Raw genomic sequence first — 25,759 nt, 5'->3', positions numbered from 1 at the left:
CTGTCATTCAACCGCCCCATTTCCCCGCGAAAGCGGGGATCCAGGGCTGCGAGCGCGTTTCGGGTTTTAGCTGGGCCCCCGCGTCCGCGGGGGAACAGTCCCGCACCTCCCCGGTCTTAGCCGGGGGGGAACCGGTCGCGCGGTCCCGGGGACGATTATTCCGGGATCGTCCCTTCGTCGGCAATCCCGGCCTCGAACGACTTCGACGAATCCGTTCCGTCCGCCTGATGCGCATGCTTGCCAGCGGGTTTGGGCGTCTTCGGCGTGCTGCCGCGTAGGGTCAGCAGCGCTGCGGCGGCGCCGAGTACCGCGACGCCGCCCGCGATTGCGGCGGCACCCCATTTGCCGCCGACCTTGTCGATCGGCTTGGCGACTGGCGGCGGCGTCTTGCGCGCCGATATCGGTCGCGGCGTGCTGCGCTTGGTCGAGCGGGGCTTCGGGGCGGGCTTGGGCTTGCGCGAGACGGGGACCGCCTTTTCGGATGTCGGCTTGTCGGGTGCCGGCGCGGCCGACCCAACCACTGGCTTTGCCGGCTTGGGTGCACTGGCCTTGCGCGGCGCGCGGCGGCGCGTGACGACGGGCTTCTTGGCGTCCGTTTCAGGCGGGTCGGTGTCGGCCACGGCTATGCTCCCTCACAAATGGTCCCGCGGGCGTAACGCATCGGCATGCGATGCGCTCCGAAAATCGCGCGACAGGCGTTACCGGAACGGCGGCTCGTCGAACGCCCGCAGCTTGCGGCTGTGCAGCTTGGCACCCTCCTGGCGAAGCTGCTCACAGGTTTCGATCCCGATCCGCAGATGCTCGCTGATCGCGCGTTCGTAGAAGCGGTTGGCCTGACCCGGCAGCTTCAGCTCGCCGTGGAGCGGCTTGTCCGAGACGCAGAGCAGCGTGCCGTAGGGAACGCGGAAGCGATAGCCCTGCGCGGCGATCGTCGCCGATTCCATGTCGATGCCGACCGCGCGCGACAGCGAGAACCGCAGCGCCGATTTCGAATAGCGCAGCTCCCAGTTGCGGTCGTCGGTGGTGACGATCGTGCCCGTCCGCAGTCGGCGTTTCAGGTCCTCGCCGGACTGGCCCGAAACGATCTCGGCAGCCTTGGCCATCGCCACCTGGACTTCGGCAATCGCGGGGACGGGAATCTCGGGCGGAAGCACGTCGTCGAGGACATGGTCGTCGCGGAGATAGGCATGCGCGAGCACATAGTCGCCGATCCGCTGGCTGGGGCGCAGGCCGCCGCAGTGACCGATCATAAGCCAGGCTTCGGGACGCAGTACCGCAAGATGGTCGCAGATCGTCTTGGCGTTGGACGGGCCGACGCCGATGTTGACGAGCGTGATCCCGGTACGGTCGTCCGCCATCAGGTGATAAGCGGGCATCTGGTGCCGCCGCCATGCGCTGTCGGAGATGATCTTGTCGATATCATCCCCTGACGAGATCGTGATCCCGCCCGCACCCGACAGCGTCGTGAACCGGCTGCCTTCGCCGAGCTGCGTGCCCGCCCAGCGAACGAATTCATCGACATAGCGGTGATAGTTCGTAAACAATACGAAGCGTTGCGCGTGTTCGGCGGGTGTGCCCATGTAATGGCGCAGCCGTGCGAGACTGAAATCGGTGCGCAAGCCATCGAACAGCGCGAGCGGACGGGTGTCGTCCTGCGCCACCCACAGCCCGTCGGCGATCTCGTCGCCGATATGCGCGAGCTCGGTGGCGGGAAAGAATCGTGCGAGCTCGGTCGCGGAGACCTCGTCGAGGCTCAGCGCGTGGCCGGGGTCGATGACATAGGGGAAGGGGATCTCCTGCCGCCCTTCGACGGCTTCGACCTCGACGTCATAATCCTCGATCAGCAGGGTGAGCTGTTCGGTCAGATAATCGGCGAAAATTGCGGGCTTGGTCACGCTGATCCGGTATTCCCCGGGATTCACCATCCGCCCGAACGAGCGGAGCGGCGTGGGGCGGTCAATGCCGCCTTTGTAGATCAGCCGGATTTCTGGATAGGCGAACGAGCCATCGCTGCGGCTTGCCGGATCGGGCACGGTGCCGTCGGCGATGTACGCACTCATGGCGGACTGGAGCCGCGCGACGGAGGCGCGGTAAAGGCGGTCGAGTTCGGCGACCAGATCGGATGCGATTGTCATCGCCCAGTGTTACGCGGGCGAGATTACGGAGGCAAGACTGGCGCGCGTGCTACGCCCGCTCCGTCATTCCCGCGTGCGCGAGGATGACGGAACGCGACGTTCAATCAGGCACGCGACGCGATCAGATCTCGCTGAGCAAATGCTCGGCGGAGCTTACCTTGAACTCACCGGGGGCCTCGACGTTCAGCCGCTCGACGACGCCATCATTGACGATCATCGAATAACGCTGGCTGCGCGTGCCCATGCCGAAGCCCGAGCCGTCCATCGTCAGGCCGACCGCCTTGGCGAAATCGCCATTGCCGTCCGCGAGCAACGTAATGTCGCCGGCACCGGCGGACTTGCCCCACGCGTCCATCACGAACGCGTCATTGACCGATGTGCAGGCGACCTCGTCGATGCCCTTGGCCTTCAGCGCGGCTTCCTTTTCGACGAAGCCCGGCAGGTGCTTGGCGGAGCAGGTCGGGGTGAAGGCGCCGGGGACCGCGAAGAGCGCGACCCTGCGGCCCGCGAAGAAGGTCTCGGACTCGACCTGATCGGGGCCGTCCGCGGTAGCCTTGACGAGAGTGGTGTTGGGAAGCCGGTCGCCGACGCTGATCGTCATGGAAATTCTCCTGTCGCCGCGAGATCGTCCCGGGCGGACGGTACCTCGTATGGGAGGCGCGCGATTTCAAGCGTGGCGGCGGGGCCGTCGCGACGCTATGGTCTAGGGCATGGACAAGACGGCTTTTCTTTCCGGGCAACTCCTTCTGGCAATGCCGGGGATGAGCGATCCGCGGTTCGCCCGCGCGGTGATCGCGATGTGCAGTCATGATGAAAACGGCGCGCTCGGGATTGGTCTCGGCGCCACCGTCGACGGTCTCGGCTTTCACGACCTGCTCGAACAGTTCGAGATCGCGCCCGGCGACGCGCCCAATGCACCGGTGCACTTCGGCGGACCGGTCGAACCCCGTCGCGGCTTCGTAATCCACTCGTGCGACTGGGGCGGGCAGGATACGATCGAGGTCGCAGGGCTCTGGGCCTTGTCGAGCACGATCGACGTGCTCCGCGCGATCGCGGAGGGGAAGGGACCGTCGCGATGGGTCGTCGCGCTCGGCTATGCGGGATGGGATAGCGGGCAGATCGAGGGCGAACTCGCACGTCCCGGCTGGTTCAACGTCGCCGGCGCCGCCGATCTGGTGTTCGACACCAACGCGGATGAGCGCTGGAGCAGGGCGTTCGAGCGGGCCGGCGTCGACCCGCGGCTGCTGGTGGCGGATACCGGTACGGCCTGACGATCGCGGTGCGCATCCGCGGGTCAAGATGACATTCTAGCGCGGCGAGGACCGTTCCGGGCGTCATATAAAGATATCTTTATATTTGATTTGGGCGGCCCGTTCCTCTATGCGGCCCTGCATCCGGCACGGGCATGAGGCCCGCCGATCAAAGATTTCCAGGAGATATCCTCGTGGCCACCACGCTCGCGCCCCAGAAGACGGACGGCAAGACCGATTACGTCGTCGCCGACATCAGCCTTGCCGATTTCGGCCGCGCCGAGATCAACATCGCCGAAACCGAAATGCCGGGCCTGATGGCGCTCCGCGAGGAATTCGGCGCAGCGCAGCCGCTGAAAGGCGCGCGGATCACCGGTTCGCTGCACATGACGATCCAGACCGCGGTGCTGATCGAGACGCTGACCGCACTCGGCGCCGACGTCCGCTGGGCGACGTGCAACATCTTCTCGACGCAGGACCATGCTGCCGCCGCGATCGCCGCGACGGGCGTGCCGGTGTTCGCGATCAAGGGCGAGACGCTCGCCGATTACTGGAACTATGTCGGCGACATCTTCTCGTGGGATCGCGACGTCGAGGGCCAGACCGCCAACATCATCCTCGATGACGGTGGCGACGCGACGATGTTCGCACTCTGGGGTGCGAAGCTCGAAGCCGGCCACACGATGCCTGAGCCCGAGAATGAGGAAGAGGTCGAGATGCAGCGTGCGCTCAAGGCGTATGTCGCAAAGAACCCCGGCTACCTCACCGAGACCGTCAAGAACCTGAAGGGCGTTTCGGAAGAGACCACCACGGGCGTCCACCGCCTGTACGAGATCGCCAAGAAGGGCGAGCTGCCGTTCCCCGCGATCAACGTCAACGACTCGGTCACCAAGTCGAAGTTCGACAACCTGTACGGCTGCAAGGAGTCGCTGGTCGACGCGATCCGTCGCGCGACCGACGTCATGCTCGCGGGCAAGGTCGCCTGCGTCGCCGGTTTCGGTGACGTCGGCAAGGGCTCGGCCCAGTCGCTCCGCAACGGCGGCGCCCGCGTGATGGTCACCGAGGTCGATCCGATCTGCGCACTGCAGGCGGCGATGGAGGGCTTCGAAGTCGTGACGATGGAAGAGGCCGTGACCCGCGCCGACATCTTCTGCACCGCGACCGGCAATGCCGACGTCATCACCGCCGATCACATGAAGGCGATGAAGCCGATGTCGATCGTCTGCAACATCGGTCACTTCGATTCGGAAATCCAGATCGCCGCACTGTCGAACTATGACTGGACCGAAGTGAAGCCCGGCACCGACCTGGTGAAGTTCCCGGACGGCAAGCAGATCATCATCCTGGCGAAGGGTCGCCTCGTGAACCTGGGTTGCGCCACCGGCCACCCGTCGTTCGTGATGTCGGCCTCGTTCACCAACCAAACGCTCGCGCAGATCGAGCTCTGGACGAAGGGCGAGAACTACAAGAACGAAGTCTATGTCCTGCCGAAGCATCTCGACGAGAAGGTCGCAGCGCTGCATCTCGAGAAGCTGGGCGTGAAGCTGTCGCAGCTGACCCCGAAGCAGGCCGGTTACATCGGCGTGCCCGTCGAAGGCCCGTTCAAGCCGGATCACTATCGCTACTGATCGCCCACGCGATCTGAAGCGGAAAAGGCCGCGTCTACCGAAGGGTGGACGCGGCCTTTTCTTTTGGATCTGACTGTTGCGTGTCGACTGGTATGCCGGTCTTTCCGTTACATCTCGGTCGCTTGTGGTGCTTTCCTGACGTCCGGCTTCAACGCCGGGGCTGCGGCCGCCGCTGGCGTGGCGGGCGTCTTGCGTCGCACACCGTCGAGCTCCTGTGGCGCATCCGCCGGGGGTGCAGCCTTGTCCGCCGCCGCGGGGGCCGCGCGCAGCGTTTGTCGCGCGCGCATGCACTGCGAGGGATCGGGCCGGCGGACCTGCTGGCAGTTCCACAACGCCTTTTCGTAATCAGCCGAACGATCGCGCAGATAGCTGAACGTGATCGCCGCGCTCTGCACCGGCGTCAGCGGCGTGGACGTTGCGGCCTTGGTTTTGTCGGCCCATGCCATGAACCGACAAAAGGCACGGTCGCCGCAGGCGATCGTCGCGAGCGTCGGGTAGGCGTTGGGCAGCACGCCCGGCGAGAAGGTCATCAGCACCGTATCGCCCTCGGCCGTCGCAAAGGGCGTCGAGGCGGCGTTCGCGGCGTCACCGGCGACCGTATCGTCGCCCAACACGAAGCCGAGCGCGGCGGATGCCTCGGCTATCGCGGCGTCGGCTTCAGACAGCGCGGCGGCGGTGCGGTGCGCATCCGAAATAGGCGCGAGCTGCGCGATGACCGGTTCGCCCTGCTCGGGCGCACGCCGGAAGGCTGGGGGCGTGCCCCACCAGCCCGACCAGCGGAAGAACAGGTGTGACCCGACCGCGACGATCTTGTCGAGGCTCGACTGCCAATAGGGGACGACCCAGTCGGTGTGGTAATGCGTGGCATAGCCGACCGGTCGATAGACATTGCCCGACAATGCGGCGGTCGCGACGCTACGCGCCCGGCGCCATGCGTCCTCGGAGGGCTTCCAACGAAGCAGCGCGCCGTCGCAGCTGAAGCTGAACTGGCATCCCGTCGCGCGCGTCTCGCCCTCGAATACGACCCCGCAGACGGTTTTCGGGAAGGCGGGATGCCGTAGACGGTTCAGCACGACCTGCGCGACGGCGCGTTCGCCGACCGTGTCGTCCCCCGCCTCGTACAGCGTGCCGGCCGCGAGGCAGTCGGTTGCGCGTGCGAGGTCGTCTGCGGTACCGGCGAAGCGGAACGGCCGTGCAGCGGGGTTCGGATCGGTCGAGAACGGCACCGTGGCGTTGAACGCCCGCGCATCCTCGGGCGCGAGGTCGACAAACCGGACCGGCTCGACGGGGGGCAACTCCGCCTGCGGCACGACGCGCTGCTTCGGCATCGCGGCGCGGGCCGGGTGCGGTAGCGCCGGGGGATTGGTCACGACGAGCGTCGGCCCGACGATCGCCGCGGCCGCGATCGCGAGTACCGACACGCGCAGATAAACGGCGCCACGCGCATCGGTCATCGTCGTCACTGCTCCGGAAGGAAGTCCGGCACGGACAGATAGCGCTCGCCGGTATCATAGTTGAAGCCGAGGACGCGGACGTCGTCGGGAAGATCGGGCAGCTTCTGCAGGATCGCGGCCAGCGTCGCGCCCGAGCTGATCCCGACCAGCATGCCCTCTTCGGCCGCCGATCGGCGTGCCATGTCCTTTGCGACCGCGGCATCGACCTCGATCACGCCGTCAATCGCCTGGGTGTGGAGATTGGCGGGGATGAACCCTGCGCCGATGCCCTGGATCGGATGCGGGCCTGGCTGGCCACCGGCGATCACGGGCGAGGCGGCGGGCTCGACCGCATAGACCTTGAGCTCGGGCCAGTGCGCCTTCAGCGCCTCGGCGACGCCCGTGATGTGGCCGCCGGTGCCGACGCCCGTGATGATCACGTCGATCGGCGTATCCCGGAAATCTTCGAGAATTTCTTGTGCCGTCGTGCGGACATGCACGTCGATGTTCGCAGGATTTTCGAACTGCTGCGGCATCCAGGCGCCGGGCGTTTCGGCGACGCGCTCGCGCGCGCGTTCGATCGCGCCCTTCATGCCCTTCTCGCGCGGGGTCAGGTCGAAGGTCGCACCATAAGCGAGCATCAGACGCCGACGTTCGACGCTCATGCTCTCGGGCATCACGAGGATCAACTTGTAGCCCTTGACCGCTGCCACCATCGCCAGGCCGACGCCGGTGTTGCCGCTGGTCGGTTCGATGATCGTGCCGCCGGGCTTGAGGTCGCCGGCCTTTTCGGCGGCCTCGATCATCGCCAGCGCAATACGGTCCTTGATCGAACCGCCAGGATTCGACCGTTCGGATTTCACCCAGACTTCGGAATCGGGGAAGAGCTTCGACAGGCGGACGTGCGGCGTGTTGCCGATCGTGTCCAGGATCGAGGAGGCTTTCATGGCTTGGCTTCTCCGTGCTGTGGTTCGGTCTCTAGGATCTCGGGGGGATCAAAGGTCTTCGCCGCCCCGAGTTCCGGGAACAGGCGCGCCCAGCCGATCGTGACGGCAATAGCACCAACCCCGCCGAACACCACTGCGCCGACCGGGCCGAGCAGCGATGCCATCACTCCGCTTTCGAATTCGCCGAGCTCGTTCGAGGCCGAGATCGTCAGCTGCGACACCGCGCTGACCCGGCCGCGCATCACGTCGGGCGTGTGGAGCTGGATCAGCGACTGGCGGACATAGACCGAGATCATGTCCGCCCCACCCGCGACGATCAGCGCGACGAGGCTGAGGACGAAGGCAGGATGAATGGGGAACCCCGCAACCGTGCCGGGGGTGAGCCCGATCAGCTCGACGATCGGCGTTGCGACCCCGAAGGTGAGGATCGCGATACCGAACACGATCACCGCGACCAGCATCTTGACCCCGACATTGCGCGACATCGGTCGAATCGAGAACCAGATCGCAGTGACCGCGGCACCGATCCCCATGCCCGCGGCGAGCACGCCGAGCCCCTGCGACCCGACATGCAGGATATCGCGGGCATAGACCGGCAGCAGCGACGTGGCTCCCGCCAGCAAAACCGCGAACAGGTCGAGCGTGATCGTCGCGAGCACGAGCCGGTTGCGGCGGACATAGGTGAAGCCCTCGATGATCCGCGCGAGTGGGCGATGGTCGGTCTGCGCGGCGGGCTGTGCCACCGGGCCGATCAGGAACATGAACACGAGCGCGACGAGGAAGAGCAGCGTGGCCACGCCGTAAGCGACCTCGGGATGGATCGCGTAGAGCAACCCACCGACGCTGGGGCCTGCGATCGTTCCGACCTGCCACGCGATCGAGCTGATCGCGATAGCGGTGGGGAGCACAGCCCGGGGCACGAGATTGGGCGCGAGCGCCGAATAAGCCGGGCCGGAAAAGGCTCGCGCGACGCCGAAGGCGACCGCGGCGGCGAACAGTGCGCCGAGCGTGAGATGGCCGGACCAGGTCAGCAGCCAGAGCGTCGCGGCGGTGAGCACCAGCAGCGTGGTCGTGCCGCGGACGATCCAGCGCCGGTCGAAGCTGTCCGCGACGAGCCCGGTGATCGGGGTCAGCAGGAACAGCGGCACGAACTGCGCAAAGCCGATCATCCCGAGCATGAACGCCGCCTGGCGGATGTCCATCGTCTCGCGCGCGAGGTTGTAGACCTGCCAGCCGATGACGATCGACATCGCGCTGACCGCGATCGTGCCGGCGAACCGCGACAGCCAATAGGCGCGAAAATTGGCGATCCGGAAGGGATGCTGATGCGGGTCGATCGTCGGGTTCATTGTCCCGGGCTTTAGGAGGTCGGGCGCGGGAAGGGCAACCGGAGCTTTGCTTGGGGCGGGGATAGGGGCGGGGGCGACGGTCCGCGTGTCGGGCACGACGGATCGAGGCTCGCGGGACAGTCGCAAAATCGCATACCCCAGACGGGAATTGATGTTCGGCCCCGTCCGCGCCTATAGGCTGCGGCAACTCCCCTACGGAAAACGAGGTTTCCCACATCGTGGCCAAAGCCCCCCCAGCACGTGCAATCGCCGAGCCCCCGATCACCAACCGTGAACGGCCGGCCGAACCCAAGCCCTATGAGGCCAGCAAGGACGAGCTGCTCGCCTTCTACAAGCAGATGCTGCTGATCCGGCGTTTCGAGGAAAAGGCGGGCCAGCTTTACGGTCTCGGCCTAATCGGCGGCTTCTGCCACCTGTACATCGGCCAGGAAGCCGTTGCGGTCGGCCTGCAGTCCGCGCTCGACGGCGAGACCGATTCGGTCATCACCGGCTATCGCGACCACGGCCACATGCTCGCCTACGGGATCGACCCGAAGGTGATCATGGCCGAGCTGACCGGGCGCGGCTCGGGCATCTCGAAGGGCAAGGGCGGGTCGATGCACATGTTCTCGACCGAGCATAAATTCTACGGCGGGCACGGCATCGTCGGTGCTCAGGTGTCGCTGGGCACCGGCCTCGCGTTCAAGCACAAATATTCGAACGACGGCGGCATCTGCATGGCCTATTTCGGCGACGGCGCCGCGAACCAGGGCCAGGTGTATGAGAGCTTCAACATGGCCGAGCTGTGGAAGCTCCCAATCATCTTCGTGATCGAGAACAACCAGTACGCCATGGGTACGAGCGTCAATCGCGCCTCGGCCGAGGACCAGCTCTATCGCCGCGGCGAATCGTTCCGCATTCCTGGCATCCAGGTCGACGGCATGGACGTGCTGGCGTGCCGCGGGGCCGCCGAAGAGGCGATCGCCTGGGTCCGCGCGGGCAAGGGCCCGGTCATCCTCGAGATGAAGACCTATCGCTATCGTGGCCACTCGATGTCCGATCCGGCGAAATACCGTACGCGTGACGAGGTCCAGGCGGTCCGCGACAAGTCCGACCCGATCGATCACATCAAGAAGTTGCTCGACGAGCAGGGCGTTACCGAGGCGGACCTGAAGTCCATCGAACAAGAGATCAGGAAGACCGTGAACGAAGCCGCCGATTTCGCCGAGCAGACCCCCGAGCCGGATGTCGCCGAGCTCTACACCGACGTTCTGGTGGAGTCGTACTGATGGCGATCGAGATCAAGATGCCCGCGCTCTCCCCGACGATGGAAGAGGGCACGCTCGCGAAGTGGCTCGTCAAGGAAGGCGATAGCGTCAAGTCCGGCGACATCATGGCCGAGATCGAGACCGACAAGGCGACGATGGAGTTCGAGGCCGTCGACGAGGGCACGATCGGCAAGATCATGGTCGCCGAGGGTACCGACAATGTGAAGGTCGGCACCGTCATCGCGACGCTGCTCGAAGAGGGCGAAAGCGCCGACAGCGCGCCGACCGAGGCGCGTGCGGGCGAGGCCGCCAATGCCGCGCCGAAGGAGACGCCGTCGGACGACAAGGCGCCGCCGGTGCCCGAAGGCGCGTCGCCTGCCAAGGCCGAGAGCGGCACGCAGCAGCTCGTCGCCTCGGCCGAGAAGGTCGGCAAGGCGGACCCCGCGATTCCCGAGGGCACCGAGATGGTCAAGACGACCGTCCGCGAGGCGCTGCGCGATGCGATGGCCGAGGAAATGCGCGAGGACGACCGCGTCTTCGTGATGGGCGAGGAAGTCGCGCAGTATCAGGGCGCGTACAAGGTCACGCAGGGGCTGCTCGACGAGTTCGGCGAGCGTCGCGTTATCGACACGCCGATCACCGAATACGGCTTTGCCGGCATCGGTGCAGGCGCGGCGATGGGTGGCCTCCGCCCGATCGTCGAGTTCATGACCTTCAACTTCGCGTTGCAGGCGATCGATCACATCATCAACTCGGCGGCCAAGACCAACTACATGTCGGGCGGCCAGATGCGTTGCCCGATCGTGTTCCGTGGTCCCAACGGCGCGGCGTCGCGCGTGGGTGCGCAGCATTCGCACAACTTTGCGGCATGGTATGCGAGCGTCCCCGGCCTGATCGTGATCGCGCCCTATGATGCCGCGGATGCCAAGGGCCTGTTGAAGGCGGCGATCCGCACCGACGATCCGGTCGTCTTCCTCGAGAACGAGCTGATGTACGGCCGCAGCTTCGACGTCCCCAAGCTCGACGACCATGTCCTGCCGATCGGCAAGGCGCGGATCGTCCGCGAGGGTAAGGACGTGACGATCGTCAGCTATTCGATCGGCGTGGGCATCAGCCTCGAAGCCGCCGAGAAGCTCGCCGAGGAGGGCATCGACGCAGAGGTCATCGACCTGCGCACGCTGCGCCCGCTCGACACCGACACGGTGCTGAAAAGCCTCGCCAAGACCAACCGCATGATCATCGTCGAGGAAAACTGGGCAACCTGCTCGATCGCGTCCGAGATCGTGTCGGTGGTGATGGAGCACGGCTTCGACGACCTCGACGCGCCGGTGCTGCGCGTGACCAACGAGGACGTGCCGATGCCCTATGCGGCGAACCTCGAAAAGCTCATGCTGGTCGATGTTGCCAAGGTCGTCGATGCGGCGAAGAAGGTGACGTACCGGTAATCGGGTGAGCCGTTGCTGATCGCTCCGACCGGGTTCACCGGTCGGAGCGATCATGCTGCGTAGGTCGAGCACAGACTCGGCGTGACTCCCGCAACGGCGGCCAGGGTCTGGTCGTTGCGTTCGCGCACATTGTAAACCGCTTCAGCACGCAGGACCGGGGCGCCGAAGAATCGCTGCGAGACGAGCGGCTGATACTTGTAGGTCACCTCGATGAAGATCAGCGCGGTTCCGGGGGCCGCCGCAATCTTGCGACTGGCCAGTCCCATATATTGCAGGCTTGCATCGGCCTTGCCCTTGTCCTGCAGGCCATAAGCCGGCTGCGAGGCACTTGTGTTCAGCGCCCCCGTGCACCGCTGCCAACGGATCCACTGTCCCGCCTTCGTGCCGGTCTGACCATTGGGTTCGACGCTCGAAATCACGACGCGGCCGTTATCGGCAAAGTCGATATCGGTCCCTAGCAACTTCGGGCTGAGCAGGACCTCGTTGACATCGGCCTCGTTGATCGAATCCCGCACGCGTGCGACGTTGTCGGACGCGGTCGTGGCGATCTGGTTGACGCGCATCTTGGCGATCGACATGTGCGTCAGTTCGGCGCCGGCGAGACCCAGTGTCAGCAGGAACGGCGCAACGATCGCAAATTCGATCATCGCGAGGCCGCGCGTGTCCGCGAGAACCCTTGGCCTTGCGGTGCGGTCCGTCCTCGTCATGGCTTGGTACATACGACCGTCGGTGCCGCACGCGAGGTAAAGGGCTGGTTACGTACCAGCGTCGTTTCCGTGACTGTCCGGGTGCGCGTCCAGCCCATGAGCGGTCCGACCGGCGTCAGATTGGGGTATTTCACGGTCGCCGTGTAGAAGATGACGTCGTCCGCGCTACCAACACCGTCATCGCCCGGCGTCGCGTCGTAAATGCCGTTGTTGTTCGCATCTTCGAAACAGTCCCCGAGATTGAACGTGCCGCGCGGGTCCGTGTCCGACGTGATCTTCTCGGGCTTGCCGACATTCGAGAAGTTGTAATAGCGGCGCGTCGACACTGTGACATATTCTGCCGGGACGACGGCGCGGACCTCGGCCTTGATCGTTGCGCTCACGTTGGCGGCGGTCGTATTGCCGACCGTGGTCAGCCGTGATGCCTTTGCGAGCGCGCCCTGTACCATAGCCTCGACATAATTCTGATACCCGACCTCCAGGATCATCATCAGCAACCCGATCAGTAACGGTACGATCAGGGCGAATTCGACGATTGTTGCGCCCGCGACGTCTGCCGCAATGCGCCACCTTGCCGGCGCTAATCGCGCGATCACTGGCTCACCCGTAGCGATCCGACCTTGGTACCGATTTCCTTAAACTTCTGGATGAGCGCGGCGGACGTGGTGATGCCTGACGCCATGGAAGGCTGTGTCGCGCAATCCCGCATGTCGTTGGTCAGCGTGGTCGAAAACGCAATGACGTACAGCTGGATACCCTGCGCCCTGGCAGCATTGCAGGCCATGCGAAATCGCTGGAGATGGCGCGACAGCTGCGCTGCGGCGAGCTGGGTGGTATTGCCCGTCGTCGTTCCCAGCACGCGCTTGTCGCGCTCCTCCGCGCCATAGGTCGTGTAGACGTCCAGGTATGGCGACAGGTCGCCGTCGGTCATGAAGATCATGAACTTCCTGACCGAGAAGCCGCGAAGCTTTCTTGGATTGTCCGGATCGCTCTGATTGTTCGTTTCGGGCGTTGCCGATGCGAAGATGCCGTCCGACGAGATAAACCTGGCGCCCCATATCATGCCGATATCATGATAAGTGCCGCCAAGAGGTTGCAGGTCATTGAGGTATTTCATGAAGCCGGCCTTGTCGCCGTAATATTCCTTCAGGCGGCTGGCCTCGCTGGCACAGTATTTCGGGTCGGTATAGATGGCGCGCCGGTCGGGATCGAATTCCGTCTCGGGCCACCACGGCGCCCAACGGCTGGCGTCCGAGTTCGGCAACCGGTTGATGTCGAGGTCCCACGCGTCCGACGGTGCCGTCGTCAGCGATCCGCCGTCGATCGTCGTGTTGTTGGTCTGGCGCTCCTCGATGCACCCGGCCCATTTCGATGTCGCCGTGCTGGGCGATCCGCCAGGCGTCTGTACCGATGCGCCCGTCTTGAACGTCGCGGTGTTCAGCGTCGCCTGCTGGTAGGTCCAGTAGTTCGAGCAGACCCCCCAATAGCTTGAATAGCTGCCGTCATACGCGTTGCACCAGTTCAGCGAGCTGTAGATAGGTCCGCCGGTCCGGGCCCGCGTCTGATAGGGTGCGCTGTTGCGGATATAGCTCGCATCCTTGGCATAGACGAGCCTGCCGACATTGACCGTCGCATTATAGGGCACAAAGCCATAGCGAAGCCTGAGGTTGTTGTTGTGCAGTTGGTTCTGTGCAGACTCCAAGGTGTCATAGAGGGACTCGGACGCATCGCGCAGCGCCTGCATCTTCGATCCGGATTGTTCGATCTCGCCGCAGGCGTCATTGGGGCGGCTCGTCGGGCAGTTCATCGATCCCGACATGTCGAGGACGAGCACGACGTCCGTACCGACGAAATCCTGCGTCGCCGCGCAGGTGATCGACAGGGGCAAGGTGTTGAACCCGAAGATTTTCATCACCGTGGTCGGTATCGCGGTCGTCGCGGTGATCCGGACGGTACCAACGGCGGGAACGGTGACCACGGGAGTGAACGGGGTCGTGTCGAAGGCCCCGCTGGGGAAGTTGAAGTTAAAATAGTTTCTGGCTTCGGTTTCGACGTCGCTCGTCAGCGTCGGGCCCGCCAGCAGGCGGCGCGCCGCCAGCGAGCCCGCGTCGCAGGCCTGCTGCAGCCGGTCACGCGCGACATAGGCGCGTGACATGTCCAGCCCGGACCCGACCATGGCCAGCAGCGGCATGATCGCGAAGGCGACGATCACCAAAGTGTTGCCTTTGACGTTCCGTCGCAGACGCGCGAGGAACGTCAGCGCTGCAAATTTCGGGGCAATCGTCTTGGCCATGAATGTCCCACTGGATCTTGATCGCGCACCCATGCCCGGCAATCCGGTAAGCCCGGCTCAAGAGATATGGTTAACGAGAGCGGGGGCGTGCCCTGCGGCGCGTTCGCAGCTATGGCGGCGCGATGGTCGACCCTGCCAACTTACCCAATCCCGAGCGCGCGCTTGCCCTGAGCTACGCCCCCGCCTCGACCCGGCCCGGGCTCGAGGCGCTGTTCGCGCTCGACACGGCGCTCGGCACGATCCTCAAGACGACGCGCGAGCCGATCGTCGGGCAGATGCGGCTGACCTGGTGGTACGAGGCGCTCGGTCGGCTCGATACGGCGCCGCCGCCGGCCGAGCCCGTGTTGCAGGCGCTCGCACGCCATGTCGTGCCGCAGGTCGGCGGCGCCACGCTCGCGACGATCGCCGAGGGGTGGGAGGCGCTGCTTGAAACGCCGCTCGACGATGCGGCGGTTGAACGCTTTGCCCGTCTGCGCGGCGGACAGCTGTTCGCGGCGGCGGCATCTTTGCTGGCGGTGTCGGACGATCGCATCGCGGCGGCGGGCGAGGGATGGGCGCTGGCAGATCTGTCGCTGCGGCTGTCGGATCCGGCACGCGCGGCAGGCGTGGCTGCTATGGCGAACAAACGACTCGACATGGCGCTCCACGGCCGCTGGCCACGACGCGCCCGATCGCTCGGCGCACTCGCACTGCTGGCGCGGGCCGATCTTACCGCGCCGGAGCAACCGGCCGGCAGCCCTAAGCGGGTCGGCCGTCTGCTGCTGCACAGACTGGTCGGATACTGACCGGTTCGTTTGAGATCGGCGCGCTGCGGGACTAGCCTTGCGCCCGGACGGGGACGTCCGGGGGCGGGGGGAGACCGGGGATGTGGCGATACCTGACGGGTGGCGCGGCGCTGATCGCGCTGATCGGTGCAGCGATACTGGGCTTTGGCGGCAAGGTGCGATCCGGGCCAGTGCTGGCACCACAACCGACCGCGCAGGCGCAGACCCAGGCACAGGCGGACGGCGGGACCGATCCTTTGCCACGCATGGCACCGCGCGCGACCGATGCAACGCGCGAACAGCGGCGATTTCAGCGGTATGACAAGGATCGCGACGGCGCAGTGACGCGCGACGAATATCTGGTCGCGCGGCGCAAGGCCTATACGAAGCTCGACGCCGATGGCGACGGGCGGCTGTCGTTCGACGAATGGGCGGTCAAGGCGACGACCAAGTTCGCCGGTGCGGATGCGGACAAATCGGGCGCGATGACCGCGCCCGAATTTGCCACCACCGCGGTCAGGCGGAAGCCGTCGTCTCGGGCTGCCTGTCCGCCGGTTCCGCCGTCGTCTGAGGAGAGTTGAGCCACGCCGCCAGCGCCGCGCGGCCGCGATCGGTGTACATCCGCTTGCGATCGGTCTTCTTGGTGCGGCCGGGGATCGGCGGGAACAGCCCGAAATTGACGTTCATCGGCTGATAGGTCTCGGCCTCTGCGCCACCGGTGATGTGGCCGAGCAACGCGCCGAGTGCGGTCGCAAAGGGTGGCGGCGTCAGCGTCTGGCCGGTCAGTTCGGCGGCGGCGAACCGGCCCGCGAGCAGGCCGATGCCGCAGCTCTCGATATAGCCCTCGCAGCCCGTGATCTGCCCGGCGAAGCGGATGTTCGGCCGCGATTTCAGCCGCAGCGTCGCGTCAAGCAGCTCGGGCGAGCGGATGAAGGTGTTGCGGTGCAGGCCACCCAGCCGCGCGAACTCCGCATTCTCGAGGCCGGGGATGGTCCGGAACAGCCGGACCTGATCGGCATGCTTCAGCTTGGTCTGGAAGCCGACGATGTTCCACAGCGTGCCCTGCGCATTGTCCTGGCGCAGCTGGACGACCGCATAGGGCCAGCGCCCGGTCTTGGGGTTGTCGAGCCCGACGGGCTTCATCGGGCCATAGCGCAGCGTGTCGACGCCGCGCTCCGCCATCACCTCGATCGGCATGCAGCCGTCGAAATAGGGCGTGTCCTTTTCCCAGTCCTTGAACGGCGTCTTCTCGCCGTCGACCAGGCCCTGATGGAAGGCGAGATACTGGTCCTTGTCCATCGGGCAGTTGATGTAGTCCTTGCCCTCTCCCTTGTCCCAGCGCGAGGCGAACCACGCGGTGTCCATGTCGATCGAGTCGCGGTGGACGATCGGCGCGAGCGCGTCGAAAAAGGCGAGCGCCTCGCGGCCGGTCTCGGCGCCGATCCCGGCGGCGAGCGAGGCGGCGGTGAGCGGGCCGGTGGCGATGATCGTCGGGCCGTCGGGCAGCGCGTCGATACGTTCGCGGACGAGCGTGATGTTCGGATGCTGGTCGATCGCCTCCGTCACGCTGTTCGAGAAATTGTCGCGGTCGACCGCGAGCGCGGAGCCGGCGGGGACGCGGTGGATATCGGCCTGACGCATGATCAGCGAGCCGAGCGTGCGGAGTTCCTGATGGAGCAGGCCGACTGCGTTGCTCTCCGCATCGTCCGAGCGGAAGCTGTTCGAGCAGACGAGCTCGGCGAGGCCGTCGGTCTGGTGCGCGGGCGTGGCTTCGCCGCTGCCGCGCATTTCGGAGAGGCGGACCTTGAGGCCGGCTTCGGCGAGCTGCCAGGCGGCTTCGGATCCGGCGAGGCCGCCGCCGATAACATGGATGTCGTGGGTCATTCCCGCCAGATAGCGCCGGACGCTTGCCGTGTCAGCGGTCCAATCCCACTTCGTTCTCATGAAGATCTTCACGATCGGCTATGAAGCCACCACGATGACGGACTTTCTTGCGGCGCTGACGCAGGCCGGGGTCGAGCGGGTGATCGACGTCCGCGCGCTGCCGCTGTCGCGTCGGCCGGGATTCTCGAAGACGTCGCTTGCGGCGTCGTTGCGCGAGGCGGGGATCGATTACACGCATCTGAAGGCACTGGGGACGCCGAAGCGCGGGCGCGATGCAGCGAAGAAGGGTGACGTCGCGACGCTGACCGCGGTGTATGACGAACAGCTCAAACTGCCCGAGGCGCAGGCACAGGCGGCGATCATGCTCGCGCTCGCGGCGGAGAAGCCGAGCGCGCTGCTGTGTTACGAGCGCGACCCCTGCCATTGCCACCGGACCCTGCTGTTGCAGGCGGTGGGCGAGGGGGCCGAGGTGGTCGACCTGTTTACGTGATTTTCGCTCATCCCAGCCCTCCGTCATCCTGACGAAAGTCAGGATCTAGAGCCAAGAGCGAAGCGGTTTAGTAACTCTGGATCCTGACTTTCGTCAGGATGACGGGGGCGTCAGGATGACGGGGGCGTCAGGATGACGGGGGCGTCAGGATGACGGGGTTGTGGAGGAAGCGTGGCAGACCGTGTTGCAATGCAGCACCGTATCCGCTAGCAGGCCCGCATTCGCTTGGACCCGGTGCAATTCCGGGTGGCTATTCCGGCCGCCGATCCGCCGGACAACGCAACGACGCCATTGTGAACACCCGCGACCGAAAGCGTCGCCGCGGTTCGTGCGTCCTATGCGGACACATCCATGACAATTTCTGCTTTTTCTCGTTACCGCGCCGAGTGGTATAGCGGCCCGACGGCCGCGCGGCGTGACATTCTCGCCGGCATGGTCGGCACCTTCGCGCTGATCCCCGAGGTCATCGCCTTTTCCTTCGTCGCCGGCATCGATCCCGAAGTCGGCCTGTTCGCCTCGTTCGTGATCGGCATCGTCATCGCCTTTGCGGGCGGGCGCCCCGCGATGATCTCCGGCGCGGCGGGCTCCGTCGCGCTGGTCGCTGCCGCGCTCGTTCATGCGCACGGGCTGCAATATCTCCTCGTCGCGACGATCCTCGCGGGCATGCTCCAGATCGCGTTCGGGCTCGCCAAGCTCGATGTGCTGATGCGGTTCGTCTCGCGCTCGGTCCATGCGGGCTTCGTCAACGCGCTCGCGATCCTGATCTTCTCGGCGCAGGTGCCGCAGATGGTGGGGGTCAGCTGGCAGGCCTATGCGATGATCGCGGGCGGGCTTGCGATCATCTACCTCGTGCCGCGGATCTCAAGTGCGATTCCGTCGCCGCTGATCTGCATCGTCGTGCTGACCGCAATCGCGATGTGGTTTCCGATGCCGCTGAAGACGGTCGGCGATCTCGGGCGGCTGCCCGATTCGCTGCCATCGTTCGGCTTGCCCGATGTGCCGTTCAGCTGGGATACGCTGCGCATCGTCGCCCCCTATGCGTTTGCGATGGCGGCGGTTGGGCTGCTCGAATCGATGATGACCGCCAATGTCGTCGACGAGATGACCGAGACGCGCAGCTCCAAGGCGCGCGAATGCACCGGGCTTGGGCTCGCCAACATCGCTGCGGGCGCGTTCGGCGGGATTGCCGGGTGCGGGATGATCGGCCAGACGGTCGGCAATGTCCGCTATGGCGGCACCGGACGGCTCTCGACGATGGTCGCCGGCGTGTTCCTGCTCGTCGTGATGGTGCCGTTGCGTCCCTGGGTCGCCCAGGTGCCGGTCGCGGCGCTGGTCGCGATCATGATCATGGTGTCGATCAGCACCTTCTCCTGGGGGTCGTTGCGCGATCTGGTGCGGCATCCCAAGGTGTCGAGCGTGGTGATGCTGGCGACGGTCGTTGTCACCGTCGCGACCCACGACCTGTCGCTCGGCGTCGGGGTGGGCGTGCTGCTGAGCGGCGTATTCTTCGCGTGGAAGGTCACGCGGATGATGGACGTGGCGGTCGAGTACGACGCGACGAGCGATACGCGCATCTACAGCGTGACGGGGCAGGTGTTCTTCGCCAGCGCCGATATCTTCGCAGACCGGTTCGACCTGCGCGAGGAGGCCAAGCATGTGCGGATCGACCTGACGGGCGCGCATCTCTGGGACGTCACCGCCGTCGGCGTGCTCGACGATGTAGTCGCCAAGCTGCGGCGGCATGGTGCGGTGGTCGAGGTCGTCGGGCTGAACCAGGCGAGTGCGGTGCTGGTCGACCGGCATGCACCGTTGATGCGCGATCTGGCGGCGTGATCGGGTAGCGGGGGGCGGATAAACGACGGTCGTCGTTGTCGCCCCTCCGTCACACTTTGCCTGCCACCTCCCCCTGGCGGGGGAGGATGGTCAGGGCTTCAGCCGGCTACGGGAAGCTTCACCTGGCCGGCATCGTCGCGTTCGAGCGGGCCGTAGGACAGCACCGTCTCGAGCAGGAGCGGGCCGTTATAGATGTGCGGGAAGAGCTGGCCGCCGCGCGACTCTTCCCATGTCACGTCGTCGCCGATCGCTTCGAGATCGACTGCGGCGACGTACAGGTCGGACTGGCCGGTGAAATGCTTGTCGACCGTCTCGGTCAGCTGCGCCGCGGTCGACAGGTGAATATACCCATCGGCCAGATCGACCGGCGCGCCGGCGAAGCTGCCGCTTTCCAACGACGCCAGCTGCTCGCCCGTCAGCACCTTGTAGGCGATAGGATCGCGGCTCATTCGCCGTCCCCCTGGCCTTCGGTCGGATCGCCCGCTGCCGTGTCCTCGCCGATCGTCGCGCCGGTGTCGGGCGCCAGCTCTGGCGTTGCGTCGGCCAGGTTCACTTCGGCGTCTTCCTCGGTCTCCTCGATCCGCGCGGCCGAAACGACATGCTCGCCCTTCGCCACGTCGAACAGCTTCACGCCGGCCGAATTACGGCTGATGACGCGCAGCGATGCAAGCGTCGTGCGGATCAGCTTGGCCTGGTTGGTCACCAGCATCAGCTGATGGCCCTTGGCCGCGGCGAAGCTCGCCACGACCTGGCCATTGCGCGCGATATTGTCGATGTTGGTGATGCCCTGACCACCGCGACCCGTGCGGCGATAGTCGTACGCGCTCGACAGCTTGCCATAGCCGTTCTCGCAAACCGTCAGGATGAACTGCTCGCGATCCTTGAGATCATTGTAGCGTTCGTCACCCATCCCGTGATCACCCTCGCGCTCGCCCTTCCAGGGGGCGAACTTCAGGTACGTCTCGCGTTCTTCCGGAGTCGCGCCGACACGGTGAAGGACCGACAGCGAGATGACCTCGTCGTCGCCCTTCAGCGTCACGCCGCGCACGCCGGTCGATGTGCGGCTCTGGAACTCGCGGACGTCGTCGCCGGCAAAGCGGATCGCCTTGCCGAGACGTGTCGCGAGCAGGACGTCGTCATGCTCGGTGAGCAGCGCGACGCCGATCAGCTTGTCCTCCGAACCCTCTTCGAAGCGCATCGCGATCTTGCCGTTCGACGGCACGTTGGTGAACGCATCCATCGCGTTGCGACGGACGAGCCCGCGCTGCGTCGCGAACATGACGTGGAGGCGGCTCCACTCGCTGAGATCCTCCGGCAGCGGGAGCACGGTCGAGATTGTCTCGCCCGGCGCCAGCGGCAGCAGGTTGATCATCGGGCGCCCTCGGGTTGCTGGGCCACCCTCGGGCAGGCGCCAGACCTTGTAGCGATAGACCTTGCCGAGGTTCGAGAAGAACAGCACCGGCGTGTGCGTCGAGGTGACGAACAGCTCGGTGACGACATCCTCGTCCTTGGTCGACATGCCCGCGCGGCCCTTGCCGCCACGTGCCTGCGCACGGAACGTGTCGAGGCTGGTGCGCTTGATATAGCCCTGCATGGTCACGGTGACGACCATGTCCTCGCGCTCGATCAGATCCTCGTCGTCGATGCCGTTGGCGGCAGCGGCGATCTCGGACCGGCGCGGGGTCGCGAATTCGTCGCGGATCGCGATCAGCTCGCCGCGCATCACCTCGTACAGCTTGGCGCGATCGGCGAGGATGTGGAGCAGTTCGGCGATCGATGCCGCGAGCGTCTTCAGTTCGTCGCCGATCTCGTCGCGACCCAGCGCGGTGAGGCGGTGGAGGCGAAGGTCGAGGATCGCGCGGACCTGAGGCTCGGACAGCTTGTAGATGCCCTCCTGCTGCTTGTCCTCGACCGCCTCGACCAGCGCGATGTACGGCGCGATCTCTGCGACCGGCCATTCGCGCGCGAGCAGCTTTCCGCGTGCTTCGGCGGGGCTCGACGATCCGCGGATGATGCGGACGACTTCGTCGAGATTGGTGACCGCGATGACGAGGCCGAGCAACAGATGCGCGCGCTCGCGCGCCTTGGCGAGCTCGAACTTCGAGCGGCGCGTGATGACCTGTTCGCGGAACGTGATGAACGCGCCGATGATGTCGCGCAGGTTGAGCAGCTCGGGACGGCCGCCGCGGATCGCGAGCATGTTGGCGGGGAAGCTCGACTGCGCGGGCGTGTGGCGCCAGAGCTGGTTGAGCACCACGTCGGGGGTCGCGTCGCGCTTCAGATCGATGACGATGCGGACGCCCATGCGGCTCGATTCGTCGCGAATGTCGCTGACACCCTCGATGCGCTTGTCCTTGGCGGCTTCGGCGATCTTCTCGACCAGGCCGTTCTTGCCGGTCTGGAACGGGATTTCGGTGAGGACGATCGAGCGACGGTCGCCCTTGCCTTCCTCGACGACGTGGCGCGAGCGGACGATGATCGAGCCGCGGCCGGTCTCGTAGGCGGACTTCGCCCCTGCGCGGCCGAGGATGATCGCACCGGTCGGGAAATCGGGACCGGGGACGATCTCGAACAGTTCCTCGGTCGTGATCGCGCCATTGTCCATATAGGCAAGGCAGGCGGCGATCACTTCGCCGAGGTTATGCGGCGGGATGTTGGTCGCCATGCCGACCGCGATGCCGCCTGCGCCGTTGACGAGCAAATTGGGGAAGCGCGCCGGCAGCACCGACGGCTCGCGCTCCGACCCGTCATAATTGGGCGTGAAGTCGACCGTATCCTTGTCGAGATCGCCGAGCAACGCATTGGCGACCTTGCCGAGGCGTGCCTCGGTGTAGCGCATCGCCGCGGGCGGATCGGGATCCATCGAGCCGAAGTTGCCCTGACCGTCGATCAGCGGCACGCGCATCGACCAGTCCTGGGTCATGCGGGCCAAGGCGTCGTAGATCGAGCTGTCGCCGTGCGGGTGATATTTACCCATCACGTCACCGACGATACGCGCCGACTTGCGATAGGGCTTGCCCGCGACGAAGCCGCTCTCGTGCGCGCCATAGAGGATGCGGCGATGAACGGGTTTCAGGCCGTCGCGGACGTCGGGGAGCGCGCGCGCGACGATCACGCTCATCGCATAGTCGAGATAGCTCGACTTCATCTCGTCGACGATCGAGATGGTGGCAATGCCGGCTGGCTCGCCGCCGGTGGGTTCGGCGAGCATGGTCTCGTCGGTCAAATCTGAAGGCTTTCGGCTTGTTTCGGTACGATGACACACCTTAGCCGAGGGGGGACCACCTTACTACCCCCGCGCACGCGTACGCGCGGGGAGAGGAGAGGTTTCATCGGTATCTGCGGGTGATTGTGGGTTGTCGGCGCGACGCGTCATACCAACTGTCGCCGGGGTAACGGACCTTGGGGCGGGCGCGGCCCCGGGTCAGGGGGTAATCTCGACCCCGTCCCAGGCGAACAGCTTCCCGCTGTCGGGCGCGCGGAGGCCGTCGATCACGTCGAGCAGCTGGACCGCCGCCCGGTCGGGCTTGAACAGCGTGCCGGGCGTCACGTTGCCCTGGAACGGCTGCGACAGGCCGGTGTCGACAGTGCCTGGATGGAGCCCGACGACGATGCCGCTCGAATTGCGCCGCTTGTCCTCGATCGCGATCGTCCGGACGAGCTGGTTGAGCGCCGCCTTCGACGCGCGATAGCCGTACCAGCCGCCGAGCTTGTTGTCGCCGATGCTGCCGACCCGCGCCGAGAGGACCGCGAACACGATCCGCCCCGCCTTGGGCATCGTCGGCAGGAAATGCTTGGCGACCAAAGCGGGACCGATCGCGTTGATCGCGAAGTTGCGCGCCATCCACACCGGATCGAGATCGCGCATCGCCTTTTCAGGCCCCTTGTCGCCCGCATGGAGCAGGCCCGTCGCGACGATCACGAGAGTCGGCGACCCGACCTTCGTCGCCGCGGCCGCGATGCTCGCTTCATTCTCCAGGTCCAGATGGCGATCGCCGTCCGCCGATCGCGAGAAGCCGTGGACGGCATCGAACGTGCCCTCGTCGCGCAGCGCCTCTTCCAGCGCCTTGCCGATCCCGCCCGAGGCGCCGATGACGACCGCGCTGCTCATCGGCGCACGAACCGCCACTGTGCGTCGGTGCTGCCAGCCGCGTCATAGGCATAGCCGTCGGTGTCGAAGCCCTTCATCCCCTCGATGTCGTCGATGCGGTGCTCAAGCATCCAGCGCGCCGCCATCCCGCGCGCCTTCTTGGCGTGGAAGCTGACGAATTTCTGGGCCTCCCCCTCGCGGAAGTCGAACGCGACGACGCGGATGCCGGCGGGCAGCTTGCCATCGGCTGCCGCCCAATATTCCTGGCTGGCGAGGTTGAGGATCGTCCCTGAGCCTTCGGCCGCGACGTCCTCGGCCAGAAGCTTTGCGATCCGGTCGCGCCACCAGTCGGTCAGCTTCTTCTGACGGGGTGCCCAGCGCGTCCCCATTTCGAGCCGGTAGGGGCGCATCGCGTCGAGCGGACGGAGCAGGCCGTAAAGCCCGGAAAGCATACGCAGATGATCCTGCGCATAGTCCACCGCCGCCTCGTCGAGCGTCTTCGCGTCGAGCCCGGTATAGACGTCACCCGCGAACGCAAACATCGCAGGGCGTTCGGGCAGCGTGACGAAATCGCCGAACCGGTCGGCGTTGAGCTTCGCAAGCGCGGGCGAGATGTGCATCAGCTCGCTCAGCCGCTTCTGCGTCAGATGCGCCGCCGCATGCGCGAGCGTCGTCGCCTCGTCGGCGAACCGCGGCCGGGTGGGGGTGACGGGGGGCAGGGCGGTCTCATAGTCGAGCGTCTTGGCGGGCGAGAGGACGGCGATCATGCGGGTCACCTAGCCGTGCAACCCGGCGCGTTCAATCGGCGTTCAGTGCGCGGGACACATAAGGCGTGTCTTCACCCTGATTCCCGCTGCTTGCTTGAACGCAATCGGCCACACCCATATAGCGTCGCGCCAAGTCGCAGATACGCACGAGGAGAGTTCCCGCATGAAGACCATTTCGAAACTCGCACTGGCCGCGGTGCTCGCCACCGGGGTGAGCGGCATGGCACTTAGCGTTCCGGCCATGGCCAAGGACAAGAAGGAAGAGGCCAAGGGCGGTCTCAAGCTGAGCCCCGAGGTCCTGAAGGCCGCGCAGGTCGCACAGCCCGCGATCGCCGCGAAGGATTTCGCCACCGCAGAGCCCGCGCTCGCGCAGATCGACGCAGCCGCGAAGACCGACGACGACAAATATATCGGCGCCGCGCTGCGCTATGATCTGGAACAGCAGAAGCTGGCCGCCGCACAGGCCGCCAACCCCAATGCTCCGATCAACGAGACGGTTCTGGCCGGGCCGCTCGACGTGCTGATCGCCAATCCCAGCACGCCTGCCGACATGCGCGGGCGCTACACCTATCGTCGCGGCGCGCTCGCGTTCAACGGTAAGCAGTATCCGGTCGCGATCCAGTATTTCCAGAAGGCCAAGGCGCTCGGCTTCACCGATCCCAACCTCGACCTCCAGATCGTCAAGGCGAAGATGGAAAGCGGCGACGTGAAGAGCGGCCTCGCCGATCTCGACGCGTCGGTGACGGCATCGACCGCGGCGGGCCAGAAGGCGCCCGAGGATTTCTATCGTTATGCGATTAGCAAGGCCAATGCCGCCAAGCTGAAGCCGGAGACGTTCGCCTGGCTGCAGAAATACGCGGTCGCCTATCCGTCGCCCAAGACGTGGCGCGACGTGATCGTGACGTTCGGCCTTCAGCAGAACGGCGTCGTCACGCTCGACGAGACGCAGAAGATCGACCTGTTCCGACTGATGCGCCAGACCAAGTCGCTGGCCGATCAGAACGACTATCTGGAATATGCCGACAGCGTGAACCGTCGCGGTCTGCCGAGCGAGGCGCAGGCCGTGCTCAAGGAAGGCATGGCTGCGGGCAAGATCCCTGCGACCAACACCATGGCGAAGACCCTGTTGGCGGATACCGGCACGGCGATCCGAAACGACGGCCCCCTGTCCGGGCTCGAGAAGAAGGCTGCGAGCAACGCCGATGGCAAGCTGGCTGCCGGCACCGCTGATGCCTATCTGGGTCAGGATAATTACGCCAAGGCGATCGAACTCTATCGCCTCGCGCTCAGCAAGGGCGGTGTGAATGCCGACGACGTCAACCTGCATCTCGGCATCGCGCAGGCGAAGTCGGGCGACAAGGCTGGTGCGGCGACCTCGTTCGCGGCGGTGAAGACCACGCCGCGTCTGGAGACGGCGCAGCTGTGGACGGCCTGGATGAACGCCCCCGCCGCCTGAGCGGGTGGCAGGAATGGAAAAGGGGGCGGCAGCGATGCCGT

Annotated in this window: 23 protein-coding genes and 1 other annotated feature; of the genes, 9 read left to right on the top strand and 14 right to left on the bottom strand. The window is 65.7% G+C overall.

What is annotated here, in order from left to right; translation table 11 throughout:
* Positions 1-155 precede the first annotated feature (155 nt).
* From IFS44_RS22075 to IFS44_RS02875, 3 genes are all read right to left on the bottom strand, one after another.
* Complete coding sequence (locus tag IFS44_RS22075) at positions 156-620, bottom strand: hypothetical protein (protein WP_244649846.1); 465 nt, start codon at positions 618-620, stop codon at positions 156-158.
* 78 nt (positions 621-698) lie between these two features.
* Entirely contained in the window at positions 699-2,135 is a 1,437-nt protein-coding gene (locus IFS44_RS02880) for an AMP nucleosidase (RefSeq protein WP_192097409.1), read from the bottom strand.
* Positions 2,136-2,256: 121 nt separating this feature from the next.
* Positions 2,257-2,736 (bottom strand): peroxiredoxin, encoded by a 480-nt coding sequence (locus IFS44_RS02875; protein ID WP_192097408.1) that lies wholly within the window; start codon positions 2,734-2,736, stop codon positions 2,257-2,259.
* A gap of 109 nt (positions 2,737-2,845) precedes the next feature.
* Here IFS44_RS02875 and IFS44_RS02870 point away from each other — a divergent pair, with 109 nt between their 5' ends.
* Both IFS44_RS02870 and ahcY read left to right on the top strand, forming a co-directional pair.
* Positions 2,846-3,406, top strand: coding sequence for a YqgE/AlgH family protein (locus tag IFS44_RS02870; protein ID WP_192097407.1), 561 nt, complete (start codon positions 2,846-2,848; stop codon positions 3,404-3,406).
* Positions 3,407-3,579: 173 nt separating this feature from the next.
* On the top strand, positions 3,580-5,013 hold the full coding sequence (gene ahcY, locus IFS44_RS02865; protein WP_192097406.1) for an adenosylhomocysteinase: 1,434 nt from the start codon (positions 3,580-3,582) through the stop codon (positions 5,011-5,013).
* 107 nt (positions 5,014-5,120) lie between these two features.
* On the opposite strand, the gene IFS44_RS02860 is transcribed toward ahcY, so the two are convergent.
* The 3 genes from IFS44_RS02860 to IFS44_RS02850 are packed head-to-tail and all read right to left on the bottom strand — an operon-like array spanning position 5,121 to position 8,742.
* On the bottom strand, positions 5,121-6,467 hold the full coding sequence (locus tag IFS44_RS02860) for a cell wall hydrolase (protein ID WP_192097405.1): 1,347 nt from the start codon (positions 6,465-6,467) through the stop codon (positions 5,121-5,123).
* A 5-nt stretch (positions 6,468-6,472) separates the two neighbouring features.
* A complete protein-coding gene (gene cysK, locus IFS44_RS02855) occupies positions 6,473-7,393 on the bottom strand; it encodes a cysteine synthase A (protein ID WP_031439897.1) in 921 nt (306 codons plus the stop codon).
* The gene (locus IFS44_RS02850; protein WP_192097404.1) at positions 7,390-8,742 is read right to left on the bottom strand and encodes an MFS transporter; all 1,353 of its coding nucleotides are present in this window, start codon (positions 8,740-8,742) and stop codon (positions 7,390-7,392) included. The genes cysK and IFS44_RS02850 overlap by 4 nt, the downstream gene beginning before the upstream one ends.
* A 218-nt stretch (positions 8,743-8,960) precedes the next feature.
* Here IFS44_RS02850 and pdhA point away from each other — a divergent pair, with 218 nt between their 5' ends.
* Positions 8,961-10,010, top strand: a complete 1,050-nt coding sequence (gene pdhA, locus IFS44_RS02845) for a pyruvate dehydrogenase (acetyl-transferring) E1 component subunit alpha (protein ID WP_031394777.1) — start codon at positions 8,961-8,963, stop codon at positions 10,008-10,010.
* Positions 10,010-11,434 carry a pyruvate dehydrogenase complex E1 component subunit beta gene (locus tag IFS44_RS02840; RefSeq protein WP_183935694.1) on the top strand — a complete coding sequence of 475 codons (1,425 nt, stop codon included), beginning with the start codon at positions 10,010-10,012 and terminating at the stop codon, positions 11,432-11,434. The genes pdhA and IFS44_RS02840 overlap by 1 nt, the downstream gene beginning before the upstream one ends.
* 50 nt (positions 11,435-11,484) lie before the next feature.
* Here IFS44_RS02840 and IFS44_RS02835 read toward each other — a convergent pair whose 3' ends face one another.
* Genes IFS44_RS02835 through IFS44_RS02825 form a run of 3 tightly spaced genes read right to left on the bottom strand, consistent with a single transcriptional unit; the run spans position 11,485 to position 14,434 of the window.
* Positions 11,485-12,141, bottom strand: a complete 657-nt coding sequence (locus tag IFS44_RS02835; protein WP_183935693.1) for a TadE/TadG family type IV pilus assembly protein — start codon at positions 12,139-12,141, stop codon at positions 11,485-11,487.
* Entirely contained in the window at positions 12,138-12,737 is a 600-nt protein-coding gene (locus tag IFS44_RS02830; protein WP_192097403.1) for a TadE/TadG family type IV pilus assembly protein, read from the bottom strand. The genes IFS44_RS02835 and IFS44_RS02830 overlap by 4 nt, the downstream gene beginning before the upstream one ends.
* Complete coding sequence (locus IFS44_RS02825) at positions 12,734-14,434, bottom strand: TadE/TadG family type IV pilus assembly protein (RefSeq protein WP_192097402.1); 1,701 nt, start codon at positions 14,432-14,434, stop codon at positions 12,734-12,736. The genes IFS44_RS02830 and IFS44_RS02825 overlap by 4 nt, the downstream gene beginning before the upstream one ends.
* A 122-nt stretch (positions 14,435-14,556) precedes the next feature.
* On the opposite strand from IFS44_RS02825, the gene IFS44_RS02820 reads away from it, so the two are divergent.
* Both IFS44_RS02820 and IFS44_RS02815 read left to right on the top strand, forming a co-directional pair.
* Positions 14,557-15,219 (top strand): squalene/phytoene synthase family protein, encoded by a 663-nt coding sequence (locus IFS44_RS02820; RefSeq protein WP_192097401.1) that lies wholly within the window; start codon positions 14,557-14,559, stop codon positions 15,217-15,219.
* An 80-nt stretch (positions 15,220-15,299) separates the two neighbouring features.
* A complete protein-coding gene (locus IFS44_RS02815; protein ID WP_192097400.1) occupies positions 15,300-15,779 on the top strand; it encodes an EF-hand domain-containing protein in 480 nt (159 codons plus the stop codon).
* Here IFS44_RS02815 and trmFO read toward each other — a convergent pair.
* Positions 15,715-17,082 (bottom strand): methylenetetrahydrofolate--tRNA-(uracil(54)-C(5))-methyltransferase (FADH(2)-oxidizing) TrmFO, encoded by a 1,368-nt coding sequence (trmFO, locus tag IFS44_RS02810; RefSeq protein ID WP_192097539.1) that lies wholly within the window; start codon positions 17,080-17,082, stop codon positions 15,715-15,717. The genes IFS44_RS02815 and trmFO overlap by 65 nt on opposite strands.
* Positions 17,083-17,140: 58 nt before the next feature.
* Between trmFO and IFS44_RS02805 the strand changes: the two genes are divergently transcribed.
* Together IFS44_RS02805 and IFS44_RS02800 are read left to right on the top strand one after the other, a co-directional pair.
* Positions 17,141-17,572 carry a DUF488 domain-containing protein gene (locus IFS44_RS02805; RefSeq protein WP_192097399.1) on the top strand — a complete coding sequence of 144 codons (432 nt, stop codon included), beginning with the start codon at positions 17,141-17,143 and terminating at the stop codon, positions 17,570-17,572.
* Positions 17,573-17,796: 224 nt separating this feature from the next.
* Positions 17,797-17,852: a sequence feature (sul1 is cis-regulatory element that is thought to sense ions involved in sulfur or methionine metabolism; They are found in Alphaproteobacteria), on the top strand.
* Between the two features lie 71 nt (positions 17,853-17,923).
* Complete coding sequence (locus IFS44_RS02800; RefSeq protein ID WP_056407674.1) at positions 17,924-19,405, top strand: SulP family inorganic anion transporter; 1,482 nt, start codon at positions 17,924-17,926, stop codon at positions 19,403-19,405.
* A gap of 98 nt (positions 19,406-19,503) precedes the next feature.
* On the opposite strand, the gene IFS44_RS02795 is transcribed toward IFS44_RS02800, so the two are convergent.
* From IFS44_RS02795 to yaaA, 4 genes are all read right to left on the bottom strand, one after another.
* Positions 19,504-19,854: a DUF952 domain-containing protein gene (locus tag IFS44_RS02795; protein WP_056407676.1), complete on the bottom strand. Its 351-nt coding sequence runs from the start codon at positions 19,852-19,854 to the stop codon at positions 19,504-19,506.
* Complete coding sequence (gene gyrA / locus IFS44_RS02790; RefSeq protein WP_056407678.1) at positions 19,851-22,631, bottom strand: DNA gyrase subunit A; 2,781 nt, start codon at positions 22,629-22,631, stop codon at positions 19,851-19,853. Before gyrA ends, IFS44_RS02795 begins: the two co-directional genes overlap by 4 nt.
* A gap of 198 nt (positions 22,632-22,829) precedes the next feature.
* Entirely contained in the window at positions 22,830-23,516 is a 687-nt protein-coding gene (locus IFS44_RS02785) for an SDR family NAD(P)-dependent oxidoreductase (RefSeq protein WP_192097538.1), read from the bottom strand.
* Entirely contained in the window at positions 23,513-24,262 is a 750-nt protein-coding gene (gene yaaA / locus IFS44_RS02780) for a peroxide stress protein YaaA (RefSeq protein WP_192097398.1), read from the bottom strand. The genes IFS44_RS02785 and yaaA overlap by 4 nt, the downstream gene beginning before the upstream one ends.
* Positions 24,263-24,425: 163 nt before the next feature.
* Between yaaA and IFS44_RS02775 the strand changes: the two genes are divergently transcribed.
* Complete coding sequence (locus IFS44_RS02775; protein WP_031439911.1) at positions 24,426-25,718, top strand: hypothetical protein; 1,293 nt, start codon at positions 24,426-24,428, stop codon at positions 25,716-25,718.
* The last annotated feature ends 41 nt before the right edge of the window (positions 25,719-25,759 follow it).

This window comes from Sphingomonas sp. CFBP 13706, assembly GCF_014842355.1.
GTDB classification, from domain to species: Bacteria; Pseudomonadota; Alphaproteobacteria; order Sphingomonadales; family Sphingomonadaceae; genus Sphingomonas; species Sphingomonas aerolata.
Note: the sequence above shows the minus strand (reverse complement) of the source record. Positions and strands in the feature narration are given on the sequence as shown.

Coding starts and splice junctions, on each gene's coding strand:
- IFS44_RS02825 (WP_192097402.1), bottom strand. CDS start 14,434: ATGGCCAAGACGATTGCCCCGAAATTTGCAGCGCTGACGTTCCTCGCG.
- IFS44_RS02835 (WP_183935693.1), bottom strand. CDS start 12,141: ATGACGAGGACGGACCGCACCGCAAGGCCAAGGGTTCTCGCGGACACG.
- IFS44_RS02775 (WP_031439911.1), top strand. CDS start 24,426: ATGAAGACCATTTCGAAACTCGCACTGGCCGCGGTGCTCGCCACCGGG.
- IFS44_RS02870 (WP_192097407.1), top strand. CDS start 2,846: ATGGACAAGACGGCTTTTCTTTCCGGGCAACTCCTTCTGGCAATGCCG.
- IFS44_RS02860 (WP_192097405.1), bottom strand. CDS start 6,467: ATGACCGATGCGCGTGGCGCCGTTTATCTGCGCGTGTCGGTACTCGCG.
- cysK (WP_031439897.1), bottom strand. CDS start 7,393: ATGAAAGCCTCCTCGATCCTGGACACGATCGGCAACACGCCGCACGTC.
- yaaA (WP_192097398.1), bottom strand. CDS start 24,262: ATGATCGCCGTCCTCTCGCCCGCCAAGACGCTCGACTATGAGACCGCC.
- IFS44_RS02850 (WP_192097404.1), bottom strand. CDS start 8,742: ATGAACCCGACGATCGACCCGCATCAGCATCCCTTCCGGATCGCCAAT.
- IFS44_RS02880 (WP_192097409.1), bottom strand. CDS start 2,135: ATGACAATCGCATCCGATCTGGTCGCCGAACTCGACCGCCTTTACCGC.
- IFS44_RS02805 (WP_192097399.1), top strand. CDS start 17,141: ATGAAGATCTTCACGATCGGCTATGAAGCCACCACGATGACGGACTTT.
- IFS44_RS02785 (WP_192097538.1), bottom strand. CDS start 23,516: ATGAGCAGCGCGGTCGTCATCGGCGCCTCGGGCGGGATCGGCAAGGCG.
- IFS44_RS02800 (WP_056407674.1), top strand. CDS start 17,924: ATGACAATTTCTGCTTTTTCTCGTTACCGCGCCGAGTGGTATAGCGGC.
- IFS44_RS02840 (WP_183935694.1), top strand. CDS start 10,010: ATGGCGATCGAGATCAAGATGCCCGCGCTCTCCCCGACGATGGAAGAG.
- IFS44_RS02795 (WP_056407676.1), bottom strand. CDS start 19,854: ATGAGCCGCGATCCTATCGCCTACAAGGTGCTGACGGGCGAGCAGCTG.
- IFS44_RS02820 (WP_192097401.1), top strand. CDS start 14,557: ATGGTCGACCCTGCCAACTTACCCAATCCCGAGCGCGCGCTTGCCCTG.
- IFS44_RS02815 (WP_192097400.1), top strand. CDS start 15,300: ATGTGGCGATACCTGACGGGTGGCGCGGCGCTGATCGCGCTGATCGGT.
- trmFO (WP_192097539.1), bottom strand. CDS start 17,082: ATGACCCACGACATCCATGTTATCGGCGGCGGCCTCGCCGGATCCGAA.
- IFS44_RS02875 (WP_192097408.1), bottom strand. CDS start 2,736: ATGACGATCAGCGTCGGCGACCGGCTTCCCAACACCACTCTCGTCAAG.